The 18,769-nt window shown below is 71.8% G+C and carries 15 protein-coding genes; 5 read left to right on the plus strand and 10 right to left on the minus strand.

Annotation, left to right across the window (positions count from 1 at the left end; genetic code table 11):
• Positions 1 to 86: 86 nt before the first annotated feature.
• From ndk to folC, 4 genes are read right to left on the minus strand one after another with little or no spacing between them, the layout of a single operon-like run.
• The gene (ndk, locus tag EWH70_RS29490; RefSeq protein ID WP_130478820.1) at positions 87 to 497 is read right to left on the minus strand and encodes a nucleoside-diphosphate kinase; all 411 of its coding nucleotides are present in this window, start codon (positions 495 to 497) and stop codon (positions 87 to 89) included.
• Positions 498 to 556: 59 nt separating this feature from the next.
• Positions 557 to 2,104, minus strand: a complete 1,548-nt coding sequence (locus EWH70_RS29495) for an alkaline phosphatase D family protein (protein ID WP_130478821.1) — start codon at positions 2,102 to 2,104, stop codon at positions 557 to 559.
• A 54-nt stretch (positions 2,105 to 2,158) separates the two neighbouring features.
• Positions 2,159 to 2,509 (minus strand): DUF4233 domain-containing protein, encoded by a 351-nt coding sequence (locus tag EWH70_RS29500; protein WP_130478871.1) that lies wholly within the window; start codon positions 2,507 to 2,509, stop codon positions 2,159 to 2,161.
• 29 nt (positions 2,510 to 2,538) lie between these two features.
• Positions 2,539 to 4,131, minus strand: coding sequence for a bifunctional tetrahydrofolate synthase/dihydrofolate synthase (folC, locus tag EWH70_RS29505; RefSeq protein WP_165436465.1), 1,593 nt, complete (start codon positions 4,129 to 4,131; stop codon positions 2,539 to 2,541).
• 67 nt (positions 4,132 to 4,198) lie between these two features.
• Here folC and EWH70_RS29510 point away from each other — a divergent pair, with 67 nt between their 5' ends.
• Together EWH70_RS29510 and EWH70_RS29515 are read left to right on the plus strand one after the other, a co-directional pair.
• Positions 4,199 to 4,807, plus strand: coding sequence for a class I SAM-dependent methyltransferase (locus tag EWH70_RS29510; protein ID WP_130478823.1), 609 nt, complete (start codon positions 4,199 to 4,201; stop codon positions 4,805 to 4,807).
• A gap of 283 nt (positions 4,808 to 5,090) precedes the next feature.
• Positions 5,091 to 6,332 carry a cytochrome P450 gene (locus EWH70_RS29515; RefSeq protein ID WP_130478824.1) on the plus strand — a complete coding sequence of 414 codons (1,242 nt, stop codon included), beginning with the start codon at positions 5,091 to 5,093 and terminating at the stop codon, positions 6,330 to 6,332.
• Between the two features lie 18 nt (positions 6,333 to 6,350).
• On the opposite strand, the gene EWH70_RS29520 is transcribed toward EWH70_RS29515, so the two are convergent.
• A complete protein-coding gene (locus EWH70_RS29520) occupies positions 6,351 to 6,719 on the minus strand; it encodes a hypothetical protein (RefSeq protein WP_130478825.1) in 369 nt (122 codons plus the stop codon).
• Between the two features lie 51 nt (positions 6,720 to 6,770).
• Between EWH70_RS29520 and EWH70_RS29525 the strand changes: the two genes are divergently transcribed.
• Positions 6,771 to 8,009 carry a cytochrome P450 gene (locus tag EWH70_RS29525; protein WP_130478826.1) on the plus strand — a complete coding sequence of 413 codons (1,239 nt, stop codon included), beginning with the start codon at positions 6,771 to 6,773 and terminating at the stop codon, positions 8,007 to 8,009.
• Positions 8,010 to 8,013: 4 nt separating this feature from the next.
• Here the strand turns inward: EWH70_RS29525 and EWH70_RS29530 are convergent, their stop codons facing one another.
• The gene (locus tag EWH70_RS29530) at positions 8,014 to 10,635 is read right to left on the minus strand and encodes a valine--tRNA ligase (protein WP_130478827.1); all 2,622 of its coding nucleotides are present in this window, start codon (positions 10,633 to 10,635) and stop codon (positions 8,014 to 8,016) included.
• 66 nt (positions 10,636 to 10,701) lie between these two features.
• A complete protein-coding gene (locus EWH70_RS29535; RefSeq protein ID WP_130478828.1) occupies positions 10,702 to 11,346 on the minus strand; it encodes a GOLPH3/VPS74 family protein in 645 nt (214 codons plus the stop codon).
• Positions 11,347 to 11,402: 56 nt separating this feature from the next.
• On the opposite strand from EWH70_RS29535, the gene EWH70_RS29540 reads away from it, so the two are divergent.
• Positions 11,403 to 13,715 (plus strand): FdhF/YdeP family oxidoreductase, encoded by a 2,313-nt coding sequence (locus EWH70_RS29540; protein ID WP_130478829.1) that lies wholly within the window; start codon positions 11,403 to 11,405, stop codon positions 13,713 to 13,715.
• Here the strand turns inward: EWH70_RS29540 and EWH70_RS29545 are convergent.
• Positions 13,704 to 14,099, minus strand: a complete 396-nt coding sequence (locus EWH70_RS29545; protein WP_130478830.1) for an NUDIX hydrolase — start codon at positions 14,097 to 14,099, stop codon at positions 13,704 to 13,706. The two genes, EWH70_RS29540 and EWH70_RS29545, sit on opposite strands and share 12 nt — an antisense overlap.
• 775 nt (positions 14,100 to 14,874) lie before the next feature.
• Between EWH70_RS29545 and EWH70_RS29550 the strand changes: the two genes are divergently transcribed.
• Positions 14,875 to 15,471 (plus strand): GNAT family N-acetyltransferase, encoded by a 597-nt coding sequence (locus tag EWH70_RS29550; RefSeq protein WP_130478831.1) that lies wholly within the window; start codon positions 14,875 to 14,877, stop codon positions 15,469 to 15,471.
• Here EWH70_RS29550 and EWH70_RS29555 read toward each other — a convergent pair.
• Positions 15,468 to 16,226, minus strand: coding sequence for an SDR family NAD(P)-dependent oxidoreductase (locus EWH70_RS29555; protein ID WP_130478832.1), 759 nt, complete (start codon positions 16,224 to 16,226; stop codon positions 15,468 to 15,470). The two genes, EWH70_RS29550 and EWH70_RS29555, sit on opposite strands and share 4 nt — an antisense overlap.
• A complete protein-coding gene (locus tag EWH70_RS29560; protein ID WP_130478833.1) occupies positions 16,223 to 18,736 on the minus strand; it encodes a M14 family zinc carboxypeptidase in 2,514 nt (837 codons plus the stop codon). The genes EWH70_RS29555 and EWH70_RS29560 overlap by 4 nt, the downstream gene beginning before the upstream one ends.
• Between the last annotated feature and the right edge of the window lie 33 nt (positions 18,737 to 18,769).

Here is an 18,769-nt window from a genome sequence, read left to right on the forward strand (position 1 = left end):
AACCATATCACCGTACGTACGACGATATGCCAATGGTCGCGAAAACGCCCACGGCCGCGTGGGCCGTGGGCGTCGCCGAAAAGCGCTTAGAGCTCCGGGAACCAGAGCTTCAGCTCGCGCTCGGCGGACTCGGCCGAGTCCGAGCCGTGCACCAGGTTGAACTGCGTCTCCAGGCCGTAGTCGCCGCGGATGGTGCCCGGCGTGGCCTTCTCGACCGGGTCGGTGCCACCGGCCAGCTGCCGGAACGCCGAGATGGCGCGGACGCCCTCGACGGCGATGGCGACGACGGGGCCGGAGGTGATGAACTCCAGCAGCTCGCCGAAGAACGGCTTGTCCTTGTGCTCGGCGTAGTGCTCCTCGGCCACCGCGCGCTCGACGGTGCGCAGCTCCAGCGCGGCCAGCGTCAGGCCCTTGCGCTCGATGCGGGCGATGACCTCGCCGACCAGACCCCGCGAGACACCGTCGGGCTTGACCAGGACCAGCGTGCGCTCACTCACGGTGGTGTTTCTCCTTCATAGTTCACCCAGCTACTTGGGCGGGAGCCTAGTGGCGCCGGTCAGCGCCGCTGCGGGCGGAGGGTGGTCGACCACAGCGAGGCCCCGCGCGAGTCCCGCAGGTGCACGGTCAGCTCGCCGCTGCGGCCGTCCACGTCGACCTCGCCGAAATGCTGGAACCCGTCCAGCGGCGAGGTGTTCGCCGCCGGCGGGGCCTGCACGAACTCGGCCTTCGGGCCGAACGTCGGATCGAGCGTGTTGGGACCGAACGCGCCGGCGTGCAGCGGACCGGAGACGAACTCCCAGAACGGGTCGAAGTCGGCGAAGGCTGCCCGGTCCGGCGAGTAGTGGTGCGCGGCGGTGTAGTGGACGTCGGCGGTCAGCCAGACGACGTTGCGCACCCGCCGCCGCCGCAGTTCCCGCAGCACCCAGGCCAGCTCGTGCTCACGCCCGCCGGGCGCGCCGGGCAGGCCGTTGGCGACGCCCTCGATGCCGGCACCGTCCGGCACGGTGAGCCCGACCGGCAGGTCGGCGGCGATCAGCTTCCAGGTCGCCGTGCTGCGGTCCAGCGCCCGCACCAGCCAGCTCGCCTGCCGCTGTCCCAGCACGTGCCCCTGGCCGGTGCGGTCGGCGGTGTTGGCGTCCTTGTAGCTGCGCATGTCCAGGACGAACACCTCGACCCGGCTGCCGTAGCGGAAGCTGCGGTACACCCGGCCGTCGACGGCGGCGCGGACGTCGATCGGATGCCACTCGTGGAATGCCTGGAACGCCCGCCGCGCCAGCACGTCGACCCGCTTCTCGGTGTACTGCGGCAGGTCGAGGATCTCGCCGGGGTACCAGTTGTTGACCACCTCGTGGTCGTCCCACTGCACGACGCTGGGCACGGCGGCGGCGAACCGGCGCAGGTTGTCGTCGAGCAGGTTGTAGGCGAACTGCCCGCGGTACTCGTCCAGCGTCTCGGCGACCTTCGCCTTCTCCGGGGTGACGACGTTGCGCCAGATCCGGCCGTCGGGCAGCGTGACCCGCTCGGTGATCGGGTTGTCCGCGTAGACGGTGTCCCCGCTGTGCAGGAACAGGTGCGGCTCGCGGGCCGCCATCGCGGCGTAGATCGGCATGCCGCCGATGTCGGGGTTGATGCCCCAGCCCTGCCCCGCGACGTCGCCGCCCCACACCAGGCGGAGGTCACCCGCACCCAGCGGCGCCGTGCGCAGGCTGCCGGTGAGCGGTTCACCCGTGCCGCGGCCGTCGAGGTCCTCGGCGGTGACGCGGTAGTGCACCCGCGTGCCCGGCGGCAGCCAGTCCAGGCGCACCTTGCCGGTGCCGCCGGTGTGCGGGCCGACCACCGGACCGCGGATACGGCGGGCGCGGCGGAACGACGGGTCGCGGGACACCTCGACGAGCAGCCGGGACGGCTGGTCGGCGCGGCTCCAGACGATGGCGGAGTGCGCGGTCACGTCGCCGGACTGCACGCCGTGGGTGAGCACCGGCCGGTCGCGGCGGATCAGCGCGGCCGCGGGGAACGTGCCGAGCGTGCCGGCGGCGAGCACGCCCGCGCCGAAGGCACCGGCCCGCAGCACGGAGCGGCGTGGGTGGGAGGTCGGTTCGGTCATGCGCGGATTATTTGCGAGCCGCACGGACCGGCAAACCAACGACCGGTGAACTCCTCAGACCTGCTGGCTGGGCAGGCGGCCCTCGGCCATGCGGCGGGCGACGTCGCGCCGTAGCCAGAACAGCCACAGCCAGGTCGCCAGGAAGATCAGCCCGATGATGGCCACGGCGGGCAGCGCCACCACGAACGCGATCAGCGCGGCCTGCAACAGCAGGATCACCACGGTGATCCAGGACTGCCGCAACAGTCCACAGCAGACCAGCAGCGCGGCGGCGATGGCGATCACCGACCAGCCGGTGACGCTGCCGATTCCCGAGCCGAGCCAGGCGACCACCGGCAGCGCCAGCGCGACGACGATGGCCTCCAGCACCAGCATCCCGGCCATGACCCCGCGGAAGGACTTCATCGGATCCTTGGCCGGCGGGCGTACCTCGCTCACTCCGGCTCCTTCCCGAACAGCGTGCGGGCCTCGCCCGCGGTGACGACCGACCCGGTGATCAGCACCCCGCCGCCGGATAGCGGCTCCTCCGGGTCGTCGGAGGTCTCGACCAGCCCGACCGCGGTCTCCACGGCGGCGTCCAGCGTCGCGGCGGCGACGACGCGCTCCTCGCCGAACACCGACGTCGCCAGTTGCTCCAGCTCCAGCACCGGCAGCGCCCTCGGCGAGCGCGGCTGGGTGACGACGACCTCGGACACCACCGGCTCCAGCGCGTCGAGGATGCCACGGGCGTCCTTGTCGGTGAGCACCCCGACGACGGCGACGAGCTTGCGGAAGCTGAACTCCTCGGCCACGGTCGCGGCCAGCGCGCGGGCACCGTGCGGGTTGTGCGCGGCGTCGACCATGATCGCCGGCGCGGCCCGCAGCCGCTCCAGCCTGCCCGGGTTGTTCATCCCGGCGAACGCCTCCCGCACCGCCTCGACGACCAGCTGCCGGTCCTTGCCCGCACCGAAGAACGCCTCGACGGCGGCCAGCGCGAGCGCGGCGTTGTCGGCCTGGTGCTTGCCGTGCAGCGGCAGGAAGACGTCGTCGTAGACGCCGCCGAGGCCCTGCAGCGTGAGCAGCTGCCCGCCGACGGCGATCTCGCGGCGCAGCACGGCGAACTCGCTGCCCGCCCTGGCGACGACGGCGTCGACCTCGACGGCCCGTTCCAGCAGCACCCGCAGCGCGGCCGGGTCCTGCTCGGCCAGCACGGCGACGCTGCCGGGCTTGATGATCCCGGCCTTCTCACCGGCGATGCCGGCCAGGTCGCTGCCCAGATACTCGGTGTGGTCGACGTCGATCGGGGTGATGACGGCGACCTGCGCGTCGGCGACGTTGGTGGCGTCCCAGGTGCCGCCCAGCCCGGTCTCCAGCACGACGGCCTCGGCGGGGGCGTCAGCGAAGGCGGCGAACGCCATGCCGGTGAGCACTTCGAACTTGCTCATCGGGACCTCGCTCGCCCCGTCGACCATCGTGACGAACGGCTCGACGTCGCGGTAGGTCGCCACGTAGCGCGCGGCCGAGATGGGCATGCCGTCGACGGCGATGCGCTCGGTGACCAGCTGCAGGTGCGGGCTGGTGTAGCGGCCGGTGCGCACGCCCATGCGGGTGAGCAGGGCGTCGATCATCCGGGCCGTGGAGCCCTTGCCGTTGGTGCCGGCGACGTGCAGCACCGGGTAGGTGGTCTGCGGATCGCCGAGCAGGTTGCACAGCGTGCGGACGCGGTCCAGCGACGGTGCGATCTTGGTCTCCGGCCACCGCTGGTTCAGCTCGGCCTCGACGGCCCGCAGCTGCGCGCGGGCCTCCGGCCCGTTCTCCTCGGGCAGTTCGTCGGTGCCCTGGTCGTCCAGCTCGTGGGTGTCCTCACCGGCGGGTACGTCGGGCACCGGGCCCAGCGCGAGGTTGTCGCCGAGCTGGCCCACTCCCCCGACACCGGCGCCCGAACCGCCACCCGCGGTGTAGGCGGGGTCCTCGCCGTCGACGATCTCGTCGATGCCGGCGTAGCCGTCCAGGTGACCGGCCTCCGGCTCTTCCGCGTCTCGCGGCACACACACTCCCAAGTCTCGGACGGACCAGCCGAGTCTACGAGTGCCCGGATTCGGGCAGGGTGGTGACGTGCCCTTCAACCACAACGACCACTACCACCCGCTGCTGCTGCGCCACGTTCCGGCGGGGGCCCGCACGGCCTTGGACGTCGGCTGCGGCCTCGGCACGTTCGCGCGCAGGCTGGCCGCCACCGGGCTGGAGGTGACCGGGCTGGACGCGTCCAGGGAGATGGTGAGTGCCGCGCGGGCGCTCGGGCCGGATACCGTCACCTACCGGCACGCCGACGTGACGGCGGAGGACCTGCCTGCCGGCGGGTACGACTTCGTGTCCTGCCTGGCCGCCCTGCACCACATGCCGTTCGAGACGGTGGCGAAGCTGCGCGACGCGCTCGCGCCGGGTGGTGTGCTGGTCGTGCTGGGCATGGCCAGGGCCCGGAAGGTGCGGGAGTTCGCGGCCTGGACCGCCGCCGTCGCGCTGGACCAGCCGCCGAAGCTGGCGGTGCGGCTGGGTGAGCGGCTCAACGGCGGTGCCGCCCCGCTGCCGGTGATGCCGATGCGGGACCCGGACCAGACGATGACCCAGGTGCGCCGCGAGTCGGCCCGGCTGCTGCCCGGCAGCAGCGTGCGGGTGCTGCTGTTCTGGCGTTACCTGCTGACCTACCGCGCGCCGGTGGCATAGAAGAACCCACACCCCCGGGTCAGCGAGGGTGTGGGCCACAGCGAGGAGCGATCCGGCAATCACCCTCGCGCCTTCCGCGCCCGCCGGGGCAGGGGGCGCGAGCCGTGAATCCGGTTCGCGTCTCACCGGTGAGCGCTGATGCAGCGACTCTACGAAGTACTTCCGATTCAGACAAGCGAAAGACCGTTGCAGCTAACCGAAACGCGCCCGAAACACCCGAATGGAGTCCCCGACTTGACGAACACAAACGTTCATTTCTGACGGTTGCTGTACAGTCGCGGCCATGTCGATCCTCAACGACGTGAGCCGGGTCCTGAAGTACCGGGCCCGCAACGCCGCGGTCGCGATCATGGCCCGCACGGGCGACCCGCTGTGCCGGATCATGCACCGCCCGGCCGGGGAGCACACCGTCTACGCCGAGCTGCGTGCCCGCGGCCCGGTGCACCAGCCGAAGCAGGGACCGCCGCTGCTGCTGTCCCACCGCCTGTGCTCGGAGGTACTGCGGGACACGAGGATCGGCATGCGCCTGCCCGGCGGCCGGTCGGCGAGCCCGAACAACACCCTGTCCGGCACGTTCATCGAATACGACCCGCCGGACCACACGCGGCTGCGGCGGCTGGCGGCGCCGGCGTTCCGGCCCAGGCTGCTGCGCGACTACCGCACCAGGATCGAGAAGGTCACCCTGGACCTGCTGCACTCCGCCGTGCGCAAGGGCGAGTTCGACCTGGTCACCGACTTCGCCTCGCCGCTGCCCATCGCGGTCATCAGCGACCTGCTCGGCATCCCCGACGAGCACGCCGACCGGTTCGCCCGCAACGGCAGGCTGATGGCCGAGTCGCCCATGGGTACCAGCCGGCTCGGTCACCAGCGCGCGATCAACGCCGCGATCGCCGACCTCGGCCGGCTGTTCGCCGACCTGATGGAGCAGCGCCGGGCCGACCCGCGCGACGACGTCATCAGCCTGCTCACCGCCGCCGAGTCCGAGGACCGGATCACCGCGGACGAGCTGGTCAAGACATGCGGACTGCTGCTCATCGCCGGGTTCGAGACCACGGTCAACCTGATCGGCAACGCGACCAAGCTCCTGACCGACGACCACCCCGCGCAGTGGGCCCTGCTCAAGCAGGATCCGGACCTGGCGCCGCGTGCCGTGGAGGAGGTTCTGCGGTACGCGCCGCCGGTTCCGTTCGCCAGCAGGATCTGCCAGGAGACCGTCGACCTCGACGGGCGGTCCCTGCCGCCGAAGACCATGCTGATGCTGCTGTTCGCCGCCGCCAACCGCGACCCGGAGGCCTACGCCGAGCCGGACCAGTTCCTGCTGGAGCGCGCCGCCGGCGAGCCCGAGCACCTGTCGTTCTCCAGCGGCATCCACTACTGCCTCGGCGCGCCGCTGGCCCGCATGGAAGGCGAGGTCGCGCTGCGGGCGATGATCGAGCTGATGCCGAACCTGCGCGTCATCGGGGAGCCGACCCCGCGGCCGACCAACGTGCTCCGCGGCTACCTGCACCTGCCCGTCGCCGTCTGACCCGCGCCCGCGTGCGCGCTACAGGTCCGGCAGCGGGTCGGGCGGCGCGGCGTCGCGGCGGCGCAGGTCCGCGTCGGCGGCGTTGACGACGGCGACGTACTCGTCGTCCACCTCGTACTCCATACCGTTGAACTCGAACCACGGCGTCAGCGAACCGACCTCCACCGGCCCGATCCGCTGGTTACGCGGGTTGACCGCGAGCACCGACCTGGGTTTACGCCGGCTCCAGAGCCCGGTGGACAGCACGGTGATCGACCGGTCGGTCACCACGAAGAGCACGCTGGGCGTGACAGAACCACGTAGATCGGCCGGGAAGACGTACTGGATCTCGTCGCCGGGGTCGAGGAATGCGCGGATCTTCCTGCGGATCGCCGAGGTCACGGGCATGCCCCAAACTACCGCGTGAACATCAACGTTCATTTCCGTATATTCGTGTACATGACACTTCTCAGGGACACCGGAAAGGTCATCCGCTCCTGGACCGACAGGGCCGCGCTCGCGGCCCTGGCCGCCGCGGGCAACCCGCTGGCCGGCGTGCTGCGCGACCCGGCCGGCGAGCACGCCGTCTACGCGAAGCTGCGGGCCCGCGGCCCGGTGCATCGGCCCATGCTGGGGCCGCCGCTGGTGCTGTCCCACCGGGTATGCGGCGAAGTCCTGCGGGACAACAGGTTCGGCCTGCGCCGGGCCGACGGCGGTTCGGCCAACGGGGAGAACTTCTTCTCCGACACCTTCATCGAGCAGGACCCGCCCGACCACACCCGGCTGCGCCGCCTGGCCGCACCGGCGTTCCGCCCCAAGCTCCTGCGCGACTACCGCGACCGCATCGAGAAGATCACCCGCGAACTCCTGCACACCGCCGTCGCCAAGGGCGAGTTCGACCTCGTCACCGACTTCGCCTCACCCCTGCCCATCGCCGTCATCAGCGACCTGCTCGGCATCCCCGACGAGCACGCCGGCCGCTTCGCCCGCTACGGGGTGGTCGTCGCCCGGTCGCTCAACGGCGTGCGCACGCTGGCCCAGCAGCGCGAGCTGGACGCCGCCGTCGCCGACCTCGGCGAGCTGTTCGCGGACCTGATGCGGCAGCGGCAGGCCGACCCGCGCGACGACGTGATCAGCCTGCTCGCCACCGCACAGGCACAGGACAAGCTGAGCGCCGGCGAGGTCGTGACCACCTGCAGGCTGCTGCTCATCGCCGGGTTCGAGACCACGGTCAACCTGATCGGCACCGCGGCGAAGCTGCTGACCGACCACCCCGAGCAGTGGGCCCTGCTCAAGCAGGATCCGGACCTGGCGCCGCGTGCGGTGGAGGAGGTCCTGCGGTACTCACCGCCGGTACCCATCGGCGCCAGGATCAGCCAACAGCCCGCCGAACTCGACGGCGAACCCGTCCAGCCGCAGACGCTGGTGGTCCTGCTGTTCGCCGCGGCCAATCGCGACCCCGGACGCTACGCCGAGCCGGACCGGTTCCTGCTCACCCGGTCCCGCGACGAGCCCGAGCACCTGTCGTTCTCCCAGGGCATCCACTACTGCCTCGGCGCGCCACTGTCCCGTGTGGAGGGTGACGTCGCCTTGCGGGCCATGGCCGAGCTGACGCCGGGCCTGCGGGTCACCGGCGAGCCGGTGACCCGGCCGTCGTCGGTGATCCGCGGCCTGCTGCACCTGCCGGTCGCCGTCTGAGCACTCAGGCCGAGGGCAGCGCCGCCAGGCGCGCGGTGATGCGCTCGATGTCACCGGCCGCGGCGTCGCGGCGCAGCCGGATCTTCTCGACCACCTGCTCGGGCGCCTTGTCCAGGAACGCCTGGTTGCCGAGCTTGCCCTCGGTCTGCTTCAGCTCCTTCTGTGCCACGCCCAGGTCCTTCTCCAGCCGCTTGCGCTCGGCCACCACGTCGACCGCGCCGGACAGGTCCAGCTCGACGGTCGCGGCGCCACCGGAGAGCGTGACCTCCAGCGACACCGTGGCCGCGAACCCGTCGCCGGGCTCGGTCAGCCTGCCCAGCGTGGCCACCGCGGCGGCGTGGGCCGCCAGCTCGTCGAACCCGGGGCCGGTCACCCTGGCGGCGACCCGCTGGCCGGGCTTGAGGCCCTGCTCGGACCGGAACCGGCGCACCTCGGTGACCAGCTTCTGCAGGTCGGCCACCCGCCGGTCGGCCTCGGCGTCGGCGAACCGGGCGTCCGCCTCCGGCCAGTCGGCCACGACCAGCGACTGGCCACCGGTCAGCGCGGTCCACAGCTTCTCGGTGATGAACGGCATGAGCGGGTGCAGCAGCCGCAGCACGGTGTCCAGCACGTGACCGAGCACCGCGCGGGTACCTTCGGCGGACTCGCCGGCGAACTGGACCTTGGCCAGCTCCAGGTACCAGTCACACAGCTCGCCCCACACGAAGTGGTAGAGCACGTCGGACAGCTTGGCGAACTGGAAACCCTCGAACAGGGCGTCCACTTCGGACACCACGGCGGCCAGCCTGCCCAGGATCCACCGGTCGGCCTCGGTGAGCCGCTCCGGCGCCGGGAGTTCACTGTGGACGGTGGCGCCGTTCATCATCGCCAGCCTGGTGGCGTTCCACAGCTTCGTGCCGAAGTTGCGCGAGCCGGCCGCCCAGTCCTCGGCGATGGCCATGTCGTTGCCCGGGTTGGCGCCGCGGGCCAGCGTGAACCGGGTGGCGTCGGCGCCGAACTTCTCCAGCCAGTCCAGCGGGTCGATGACGTTGCCGCGTGCCTTCGACATCTTCTTGCCCTGCTCGTCGCGGATGAGCCCGTGCAGGAAGACGTGGTCGAACGGCTGCTTGCCGTCCATCACGTACAGCCCGAACATCATCATCCGGGCCACCCAGAAGAACAGGATGTCGTAGCCGGTGACCAGCACGCTGGTCGGATAGAACTTGTCCAGCTCGGCCGTGGAGTCCGGCCAGCCCAGCGTCGACATCGGCCACAGACCCGAGGAGAACCAGGTGTCCAGGACGTCGGGATCCTGGGTCCAGCCCTCCCCCGACGGCGGCTCCTCGTCCGGGCCGACGCAGACCACCTTGTCGTTCGGGCCGTACCAGACCGGGATGCGATGCCCCCACCACAGCTGGCGGGAAATCGTCCAGTCGTGCATGTTGTCGACCCAGTCGAAGTAACGCTTGGCCAGCTCCGGCGGGTGAATCGTGGTGCGGCCGTCGCGGACGGCGTCGCCGGCGGCCTTGGCCAGCGGAGCGACCCGCACCCACCACTGCATGGACAGCCGCGGCTCGACGACCGTGTCACACCGCGAGCAGTGCCCGACGGCATGCAGGTAGGGCCGCTTCTCCGCGACGATCCGGCCCTGCTCGCGCAGGGCGGCCACCACGGCGGGTCGGGCCTCGAACCGGTCGAGCCCCTCGAACGGCCCGGGCACGGTGATGGCCGCGCGCTCGTCCATGATCGTCAGCATCGGCAGCTCGTGCCGCCTGCCGATCTCGAAGTCGTTCGGGTCGTGCGCCGGCGTCACCTTGACCGCACCGGTGCCGAACTCGGGGTCGACGTGCTCGTCGGCGACGATCGGGATCATCCGCCCGGTCAGCGGCAGCTCGATCTCGGTGCCGACCAGGTGCCGGTAGCGCTCGTCGTCGGGGTGCACGGCGACGGCGGTGTCCCCGAGCATCGTCTCGGCCCGGGTGGTGGCCACGACGATCGCGCCGTCCCCGTCGCCGTAGCGGATCGAGACGAGCTCGCCCTCGTCCTCGGAGTGCTCGACCTCGATGTCGGACAGCGCGGTGTGGCAGCGCGGGCACCAGTTGATGATGCGCTCGGCGCGGTAGATCAGGCCGTCCTCGAACATCTTCTTGAACACCGTGTGCACCGCGCGGGACAGCCGGGCGTCCATGGTGAAGCGCTCACGGGTCCAGTCCACGCCGTCGCCCAGGCGGCGCATCTGGCCGAGGATCTTGCCGCCGTACTCCTCTTTCCACTGCCAGACGCGCTCGACGAAGCGCTCGCGGCCGAGGTCGTGCCGGGACACGCCCTCCTTGCCCAGCTCCCGCTCGACGACGTTCTGCGTGGCGATGCCCGCGTGGTCCATGCCGGGCAGCCACAGCGCCTCGTAACCCTGCATGCGCCGGCGCCGGGTCAGCGCGTCCATCAGGGTGTGGTCGAGCGCGTGGCCCATGTGCAGGCTGCCGGTGACGTTGGGCGGCGGCAGCACGATGGTGAACGGCGGCTTGTCCGATTTCGGGTCCGCCTCGAAGTAGCCCGCGTCTACCCAGCCCTGGTAGAGCGCGGCCTCTTCGGCGCCCGGGTTCCAGGAGCTGGGAAGTTCGGTCTGCTGCGAAGCGTTCTCGGTCACAGCCGGTAAGTCTACGAACCGCTCCGCGGCGCTCGCACGCGCATTCCTACTCGGCCCTGCCCGGCCCTACATCGGCGGCAGCATGGCTCCTTCGAGGCCGCTGCCCGGCCAGCCCGCGCGGCCGGCGAACACGGCGACGTCGGCGGCCTCCCAGACCGCCTCCGAGATGTGGTTGGCCCGCTTGCGGGCACCGGCCGGGTACTTCAGCGGCACCACCTTGGGCAGCAGCCCGAAGCTGGCGAGCACGGCGATGATCGCCTTGTCGTGCTCGTCCGGGGCGGCGTCGTTGTCCTCCAGGGCCGAGGCCAGCCGCCGCTGCAGCTCGGTGCGGTGGGTCGTGTCGGCGGCGGGCCACGTGGTCACCTGCTTGCGCAGCAGGCCCTTGCGGCCGCGCACCTCGGTGACCATCCCGGCCTCGGCGAGCCCGGCGCCCAGCGTGTCACGCAGGCCCGGCAGCAGGCTGCCCGACATCTCGTCCGGCCTGCCGCCCTGCTCGGCGTCCAGGATCGCCAGCAGGCGGTCCAGCGTCGGGTGACCGGGCGGCGTGGCGTCGGTCACCCACACCCGCACCGGCGGGCCTTCCTCGACCTCCAGCCGGTCGGCCAGTTCCAGCATGATCGCCGAGGACAGCGCGCCGTCGACGGTCACGATGGGCAGCACCTTCCCCTCGTCGTCGAGCAGCAGGAGGAAGACGTCTTCGGCGATCAGCACGGCTCACACCGTACCCGGGATTCGCGTCCCGGCCGCACGGGGCGCACGATGGGGAGGTGACACAGCAGCCCCCCAAGCACGACATCGACGAGAGCCGGCTCGAGGTCGGCAAGCCCAAGGACTGGGCGGCCGGGGTCACCGGCGTCCTGGTGTCGCTGCAGCGCGGTTACCAGCAGATGGGTGCCGGGCGGACCGTCCGCGCGCTGCGCGTGCTCAACCAGCGCGACGGGTTCGACTGTCCCGGCTGTGCCTGGCCGGAGCCGCGTGAGATCGACGGGCAGAAGCGCAAGCTGGCCGAGTTCTGCGAGAACGGCGCGAAGGCCGTGGCCGAGGAGGCCACCAAACGCCGCGCCGGGCCGGAGTTCTTCGCCGAGCACTCCGTCGAGGAACTGAGCCGGCACACCGACTACTGGCTGGGCCAGCAGGGCAGGCTCACCCACCCCATGGTGCTGCGTGAGGGCGGCACCCACTACGAGCCCATCTCGTGGGAGGCGGCCTTCGACCTGATCGCCGACACCCTGCGTGGCCTGGACGACCCGAACGAGGCGGTCTTCTACACGTCCGGGCGGACCAGCAACGAGGCGGCCTACGTCTACCAGCTGCTGGTACGCAGCTTCGGGACCAACAACCTGCCCGACTGCTCCAACATGTGCCACGAGTCGTCCGGCGCGGCGCTGGCCGCCTCGACCGGCATCGGCAAGGGCTCGGTGACGCTGGCCGACTTCAACCGTTCCGACCTGATCGTCGTCGTCGGGCAGAACCCGGGCACCAACCACCCGCGGATGCTGTCCGCGCTGGAGGAGGCCAAGGAGCGGGGCGCGAAGATCGTCGCGGTCAACCCCCTGCCCGAGGCCGGGCTGATGCGGTTCAAGAACCCGCAGAACGTCCGCGGCGTGGTCGGCAAGGGCACGCCGCTGGCCGACGAGTTCGTCCAGGTGCGCCTGGGCGGTGACCTGGCGCTGTTCCAGGCCGTCGGGCACCTGCTGCTGTCCTGGGAGGAGGCCGCGCCGGGCACGGTGCTCGACCGCGAGTTCATCGACGCCCACACCGACGCGTTCGACGCCTGGGCCGCCGGTGTCCGGGATCTGGACTGGGACCGGGTGGACGAGGCGACCGGCCTGGACCGGCAGCAGATCGTCCGGCTGGCGCGGATGATCGCCGAGTCGCGGCGCACCATCTACTGCTGGGCGATGGGGCTGACCCAGCACAAGCACGCCGTGCCGACCATCGCCGAGATCGCCAACGTCGCGCTGGCCAGGGGCATGATCGGCAAGCCGGGCGCGGGCCTGTGCCCGGTGCGTGGCCACTCCAACGTCCAGGGTGACCGGACGATGGGCATCTGGGAGAAGATGCCCGCGTCGTTCCTGGACGCGCTGGACGAGGAGTTCGGCATCCGGGTCCCGCGCGAGGAGGGCTTCGACACCGTGCACGCCATCCGGGCGCTGCGCGACGGCACGGCGTCGGTGTTCGTGGCCATGGGCGGCAACTTCGCCGCCGCCACCCCGGACAGCGAGCTGACCGAGCGGGCGCTGCGGTCGTGCCGGCTGACCGTGCAGGTGTCCACGAAACTGAACCGCTCGCACGTCGTGCCCGGGCGCACGGCGCTGATCCTGCCGACGCTGGGCCGCACCGAACGGGACATGCAGGCCGGCGGGGAGCAGGTGGTCAGCGTCGAGGACTCGATGTCGGTCGTGCACACCTCGCGCGGCAGGCTCGCGCCGGCCAGCGAGCACCTGCTGTCCGAGGTCGCCATCGTGTGCCGGATGGCCCGTTCGCTGCTCGGCGCGGACCACCCGGTGCCGTGGGCGGAGTTCGAGGCGGACTACGACACGATCCGCGACAGCATCGCCCGGGTCGTCCCGGGCTGCCACGACTACAACAAGCGGGTGCGCGACCCGGACGGGTTCGTGCTGCCGCACGCGCCGCGCGACGCGCGGGAGTTCACCGGCACGAAGACCGGTAAGGCCGAGTTCACGGTGAGCCCGCTGGAGTACCCGCACGTGCCCGAGGGCAGGCTGCTGCTGCAGACGTTGCGCAGTCACGACCAGTACAACACCACGATCTACGGGCTGTCCGACCGCTACCGCGGCGTGGAGGACGGTCGCCGGGTGGTGTTCGCGCATCCCGAGGACCTGGCGGAGCTGGGGTTCGCCGACGGGCAGCTGGTCGACCTGGTGTCGGAGTGGAACGGCACCGAGCGCAGGGCCGCCGCCTTCCGCACGGTGGCCTACCCGTGTGCCCGCGGCTGCGCGGCGGCCTACTTCCCGGAGGCGAACTCGTTGGTGGCGCTGGATTCCGTGGCCGACGTGTCGAACACGCCGGTGTCGAAGTCCATTGTGGTCCGGCTGGAGCGTGCCTCAGCCGAGTAGTCCGGCGCTGTGCAGGTGGTCGGCGACGAGGCGGCCCATCACGGAGAACCGGTCCCGGTCGGCGTAGGACAGCCAGGCCAGTTCCTCGATCTCGGCGCTGGCGCGCGGGGTTCCCCGGTGATCCGCGGTGTAGCACGCCATCCGGACGGTGACGCCCGGCTTGCCGTGTGCCGGGGCCTCGAACGTGCCCGCGTGGCGGGCGGTGCCCGGGTCGACGGCGACGTCGAGTTCCTCGGCGACCTCGCGGACGAGGGTGTCGAGGTCGCTCTCCCCCGGCTCGCGTTTGCCGCCGGGCAGGTAGAAGGCGTCGCTGCCCCGCGAGCGCGCACCCAGGACCTTGCCGCCTGCCAGGCACAGCCAGGCGATCTTGTCGATGACTGTCACGCCCCGAGGCTGTCATACTCCCGGCCCCAAGCACGTGAAGGCCACCTTCACCACGTCTGACGGCAGGGCCCCGGCAAAGTCCGGCCGCGGACAGGTGACGTGGCTGGGTCTCGAGCGTGGAACTCGCGTGCCGGAACGTAGAACTCGCGTGCGTGAGCGCAGAACTCACCATGTGGATCGGGGTTCTCACCTCGTGCCGGTCGCCCCGCGTGAACGGGCCGCTCGCGCGAGTCCTCCGTTCCCGACCCGCGAGTCGACCGTTCCGGAGCCGCGAGTTGCACGTTCCCGCCCACCTGGTCCCACCGCCCGGCACGCCGATTCCAGATCGCGGGACGAACCCGTCTTCGCCTGGCCGAACGGGCCGCTCGCGCGGCCCTGCCGGGCCGGAACGCGTGTTTCGCGTTCCTGAAGACGTCATTCGCGTTCCCGAACACGACACTCACCATCCGGACCCGCGAGTCCCACCGTCGTGCACGCGAGTCCCACGCTCCGGCACGCGAACTCCACGCTCCCGCACCACCACGACTCGCGGGTCCGGAACGGACGAATCGCGGGAACGGACGGGTCACGCGGGCGACCGGCACCGCGGGAGAACCCGATCTACATCGTGAGTTCTGCGCTCCGGCCCGTGAGTTCTGCGTTCGAACGCACAGGGCCCCGACTTTGCCGCGGCCCTGGCACCAGGCGCCGTGAGTGCCCCGTGGCCTTCGGCCTAGGGGAGAATTCAGGGTCAACCCCGGGGCGGCGGCCACGGTGCGTGGCTAATGTCGGATTCATGCCGATCGAGAACATCACCGTGCGCCGGGCCCTGGAGCCCGAAGCCGCAGAGGTCAGCGCCGCCATGGCGGCCAACTTCATGGACGAGACGGTCTGCACCTACGTCTTCACCGACGAGACGGCCCGCCGCGAGGTCTACCCGCAGTTCCTGGCCGGGCAGATCAGCGAGTCGCTGGCCGGCGGGGAGGTCCTGATCACCGAGGACCTCGCGGCGGTGTCGATCTGGTCGTACCGCAAGAAGGACGAGGAACACGAGGCGCCCTCGCTCGACACCCTGCCGCCGGACGCGCCGGAGTACGCCCGGCGCGGCATCACGGTGCTGTCGATGATCGAGCAGCGGCACCCGCGCCACGCCGACCACCTCTACCTGGTGGCACTGGGCGTACACCCCGACCACCGCGGCCGCGGCCTCGGCGGCGCCGTGCTGCGGCACCGGCTGGCCGAGGCCGACTCCCGGGGCGAGCCGGTGTACCTGGAGGCCAGCTCCACCAGGAACCGTCCGCTGTACGAGCGGCACGGATTCGTGCAGACCGGCGACCCCATCCAGTTCCCGGACGGCCCGGAGATCTACCCGATGTGGCGGGATCCGCGCTAACGCAGGTGGGAGGCGCCGTTGAGGTCGAGCACCGCGCCGGAGGCCCACTCGGCAGGCCCGGACGCCAGGTACACCACGGCCGCCGCCACCTCGGCGGGGGTGCCGACTCTGCCGAACGGGCTCTGCGACCGCAGCCCGGCACCAGACTCGCCGCTCAGCCTGCCGGACACCCGCTCGGTCTCGGTGAAGCCGGGCGCCACCGACGCGACCGCGATCCCGTACGGGGCAAGGGAAACGGCGAGCGACTGACCCAATGCGTGCAACGCGGCCTTGCTCGCACCGTACGCGGGGTGGTCCGGTTCGCCCCGGTAGGCACCGCGGGAGCCGATGTTGACCACCCTGCCGCCGGTGCCGCGCTCGATCATCCGCCGGGTCACCAGGTACGTCAGGTTCGCCGCACCCAGCAGGTTCACCCGCAGGGTCCGCTCCCAGGCCGCCTGCCAGTCCACATAGGACACGCCGGGCACGCCGTGGCCGTCGGCCGTCGTCGCCACGGCCGCGTTGTTCACCAGCACGTCGACACCGCCGAGGCCACGCCACGCGGCCCCGGCGATGTCCTCGGTGGCCGCCGGGTCGGCCAGGTCCCCGGAGATCAGCAGGTGACCCGAGCCGGACAGCGCGGCGAGCGTCGCCTCGGCGTCGGCGGACCGGCTGCCGTAGTGCACGGCGACCCGGTCCCCCAGTTCGGCGAACGCGACGGCGACGGCACGGCCGATGCCGCGGGAGGCACCGGTCACCAGCACCCCACGGCTCACGGCGCCGCCCAGAACACGGCCCGCGCCACCTGCGCGTAGAGCCCCTTGGTGTGGTCGCGGAACATCGGCTCGGTGCCGAACAGCACCGCCCGGCCGCCCAGCGCGGTCGTCCCCGACACCACCGCGGCCTGCCCGGCGGCGTCCCGCTGCCCGCCGGTGCCGTCGGGCCGCGCGATCCAGTGGCCGGCCACGAGCGGGGTGGCGGCGTAGCGCTGGTCGGCGGTGACACCGGAGCCGAGATCGGTGAACCACAGTGGCGCGTAGACGAACGAGTGCGGCAGGGCACCGGTACCGGTCGGCCCGGTACCGCCCTCGATCCCGACGACGCCGTTGGCACTCTCCCAGCCTGCGACCGCCCGGGCGGGCAGCAGTCCCGCGTCGGCGTTGAACTTCGCCCCGGTCGCGCCGCGGGTCACCACGCCGCCGCGGGCGAGGAACGTCCGCAGTCGGTCGCGGGCGGCCGGTGTCAGCTGGTCGTGCCGCAGCCCAGCACCGACCACCAGCAGGTCGACGCCCGCCCAGTCGAACCCGGCGTTGAGCACGCCGGTCGACACCGGACGGACCTCGAAACCCATGTCCCGCAGCACCTTCAGCTCGTCCGGGCCGACGGCGGCCGCCAGCGTCGGCCGGTGCAGCGGCTGCGAGGCCGCACCACCGGCCTCGGTGAACCGGACGCCGTGCCGCTGCGCGGCCTCGGTCGCCGCCGGGCGCGCGGCGGCCGGGACGACGACCGTGCCGTCGGCCTGCCTGCGCAGCTCGACCCCGCGGCCCAGCAGGTCGTTGACGGCCGCGACGTCCCGGCCGTCGGCCAGGGTCAGCGCCAGATCCCGGCCCGGTGCGGCGTCCACGCCGCCGGACGGCACGGCGCCGGTGACGTCGCGGCCACGCACGTCGAGCCTGCCGTCGCGGACGATGTCCACCGACGCGCCCCAGAGCAGCCGGTGGCTCCAGCCGGAGATGTCGTACATGACCGGCACCTTGTCGGAGATGTCGCGGCCGGCCTCCAGCATCACGTTGGCCAGCGCCCGCTTGGGCTGGTGCATGTCCACCACGTACGACCCGGCCGGGTACTCACGGCCGGCCAGCCGGAAGGGCCGGTCGGCGCGGCGCACCCGCAGGTCGTTGGCCACCAGGTGGTCGACCAGCCGGGCCGCCGCGGGAGCCGACCGCTGCCCGGCGCCGGCCGGGATGACGTAGGCGCGCGGGAACTCGGTGCGGTAGCGGTCTTCCGGGCCGAACCCGGGCACGAAGCCGTCCGGGATCTCGCGCTGCGGCTCGCCCGCCGCGCCGCGGCGGAACATCTCGATCTGGTTGGCGAGCAGATCGGCGCGGTTGGCATGGAGGTAGCTCACCATCGAGCGGATGGTCGCCTCGGCGACGTCGGTGTTGATCTTCGCCCGGCGGCGTAGTTCCGGAACCGGCAGCGTGTCGTAGGCTGCGTTGTTGACCCGCTGCGGGATCTCGATCGTGTAGGACACCGCGCCGTGGTACATCGAGTACTGCGCGGTGAAGACCGGCGCCCAGCCGTCCCACACTCCCGGTTCGTAGTCGCGGAACGGGATCTCCGGCTTGGCCGCCTCCGGGTGCCCCAGTGCCTTGACGGCCTTCTCCATCGCCAGCCCGCCCGCGTAGCCGTGCTTGATGTAGAGGTCGAAGTCGTAGTTCTGGCCGTGTGGCGGCGTGGTCGGCTCGATCAGCGTGTTCTCCACGTAACCGTGCTCGTCCAGCATCACCAGCGGCTGCAGCCGCTGCACCAGCGACCGCATGGCCCGCGCCTCCGGCTGCGAGGCGGTCACGAAGTCCCGGTTGAGGTCGAACCCGCTGCCGTTGGCGCGAGTTCCGGCGACACGCCCGTCCGGGTTGGCGGTGACGTTGACGTAGACACGGCTGCGGCGCAGCAGGTCGACGGCGGCGCGGTCGCGGGTGGTGGCGAGGTACTCGATCACCCGCAGCGCCGCGTCGGTGCCCTCCCACTCGTTGCCGTGGATGTTGGCGTTGATCCACAGCGGCGCCTTGTAGCCGTGCCGCAGGAACGGATCCCACGCGGCGTGCCGGGAGTCGTTCTCGATCCGGTCACGCCAGTGTTCCTGCAGCCGCGCCTGCGCCGGGCTCTCCGGCGCGGTCAGCGTCACCAGGTACATGTCCCTGCCCATGCCGGACTGCCCGTGCACCTCGACCGAGAGCCGGTCGCTGCGGGCCTGCAGTTCGTTGAGGCGGGGCGCGATCGCGTGGTACGGCGTCAGCCCCAGCTTGATCGACTTGTCCGCCGGGTCCTCCGGGAACACCCGCAGGTCGGTCCGGCGCGGGTAACCCGCCTGGTCACCGTGGTGCCGGTTCGCCCCCAGCGCCGCGGCGAGCGCCGGCGGATCGGTGGCGGCGACCTCGTTGCGCTCCGGGCCGTTGCCGGGTTCCCGGTGCGGTGGGGCCTGCTGGGCCGCTGCCGGCAGGGTGCCGCCCAGCAGAAGCAACGCGGACAGGACGGCAAGCGACAGGCGTCGGGCAGCACGCACGGCGGACCTCCAGCGGCAACGGTCCGCACAGTG

Origin of the sequence: Amycolatopsis suaedae (genome assembly GCF_004214935.1) — a bacterium.
Lineage (GTDB): Bacteria > Actinomycetota > Actinomycetes > Mycobacteriales > Pseudonocardiaceae > Amycolatopsis > Amycolatopsis suaedae.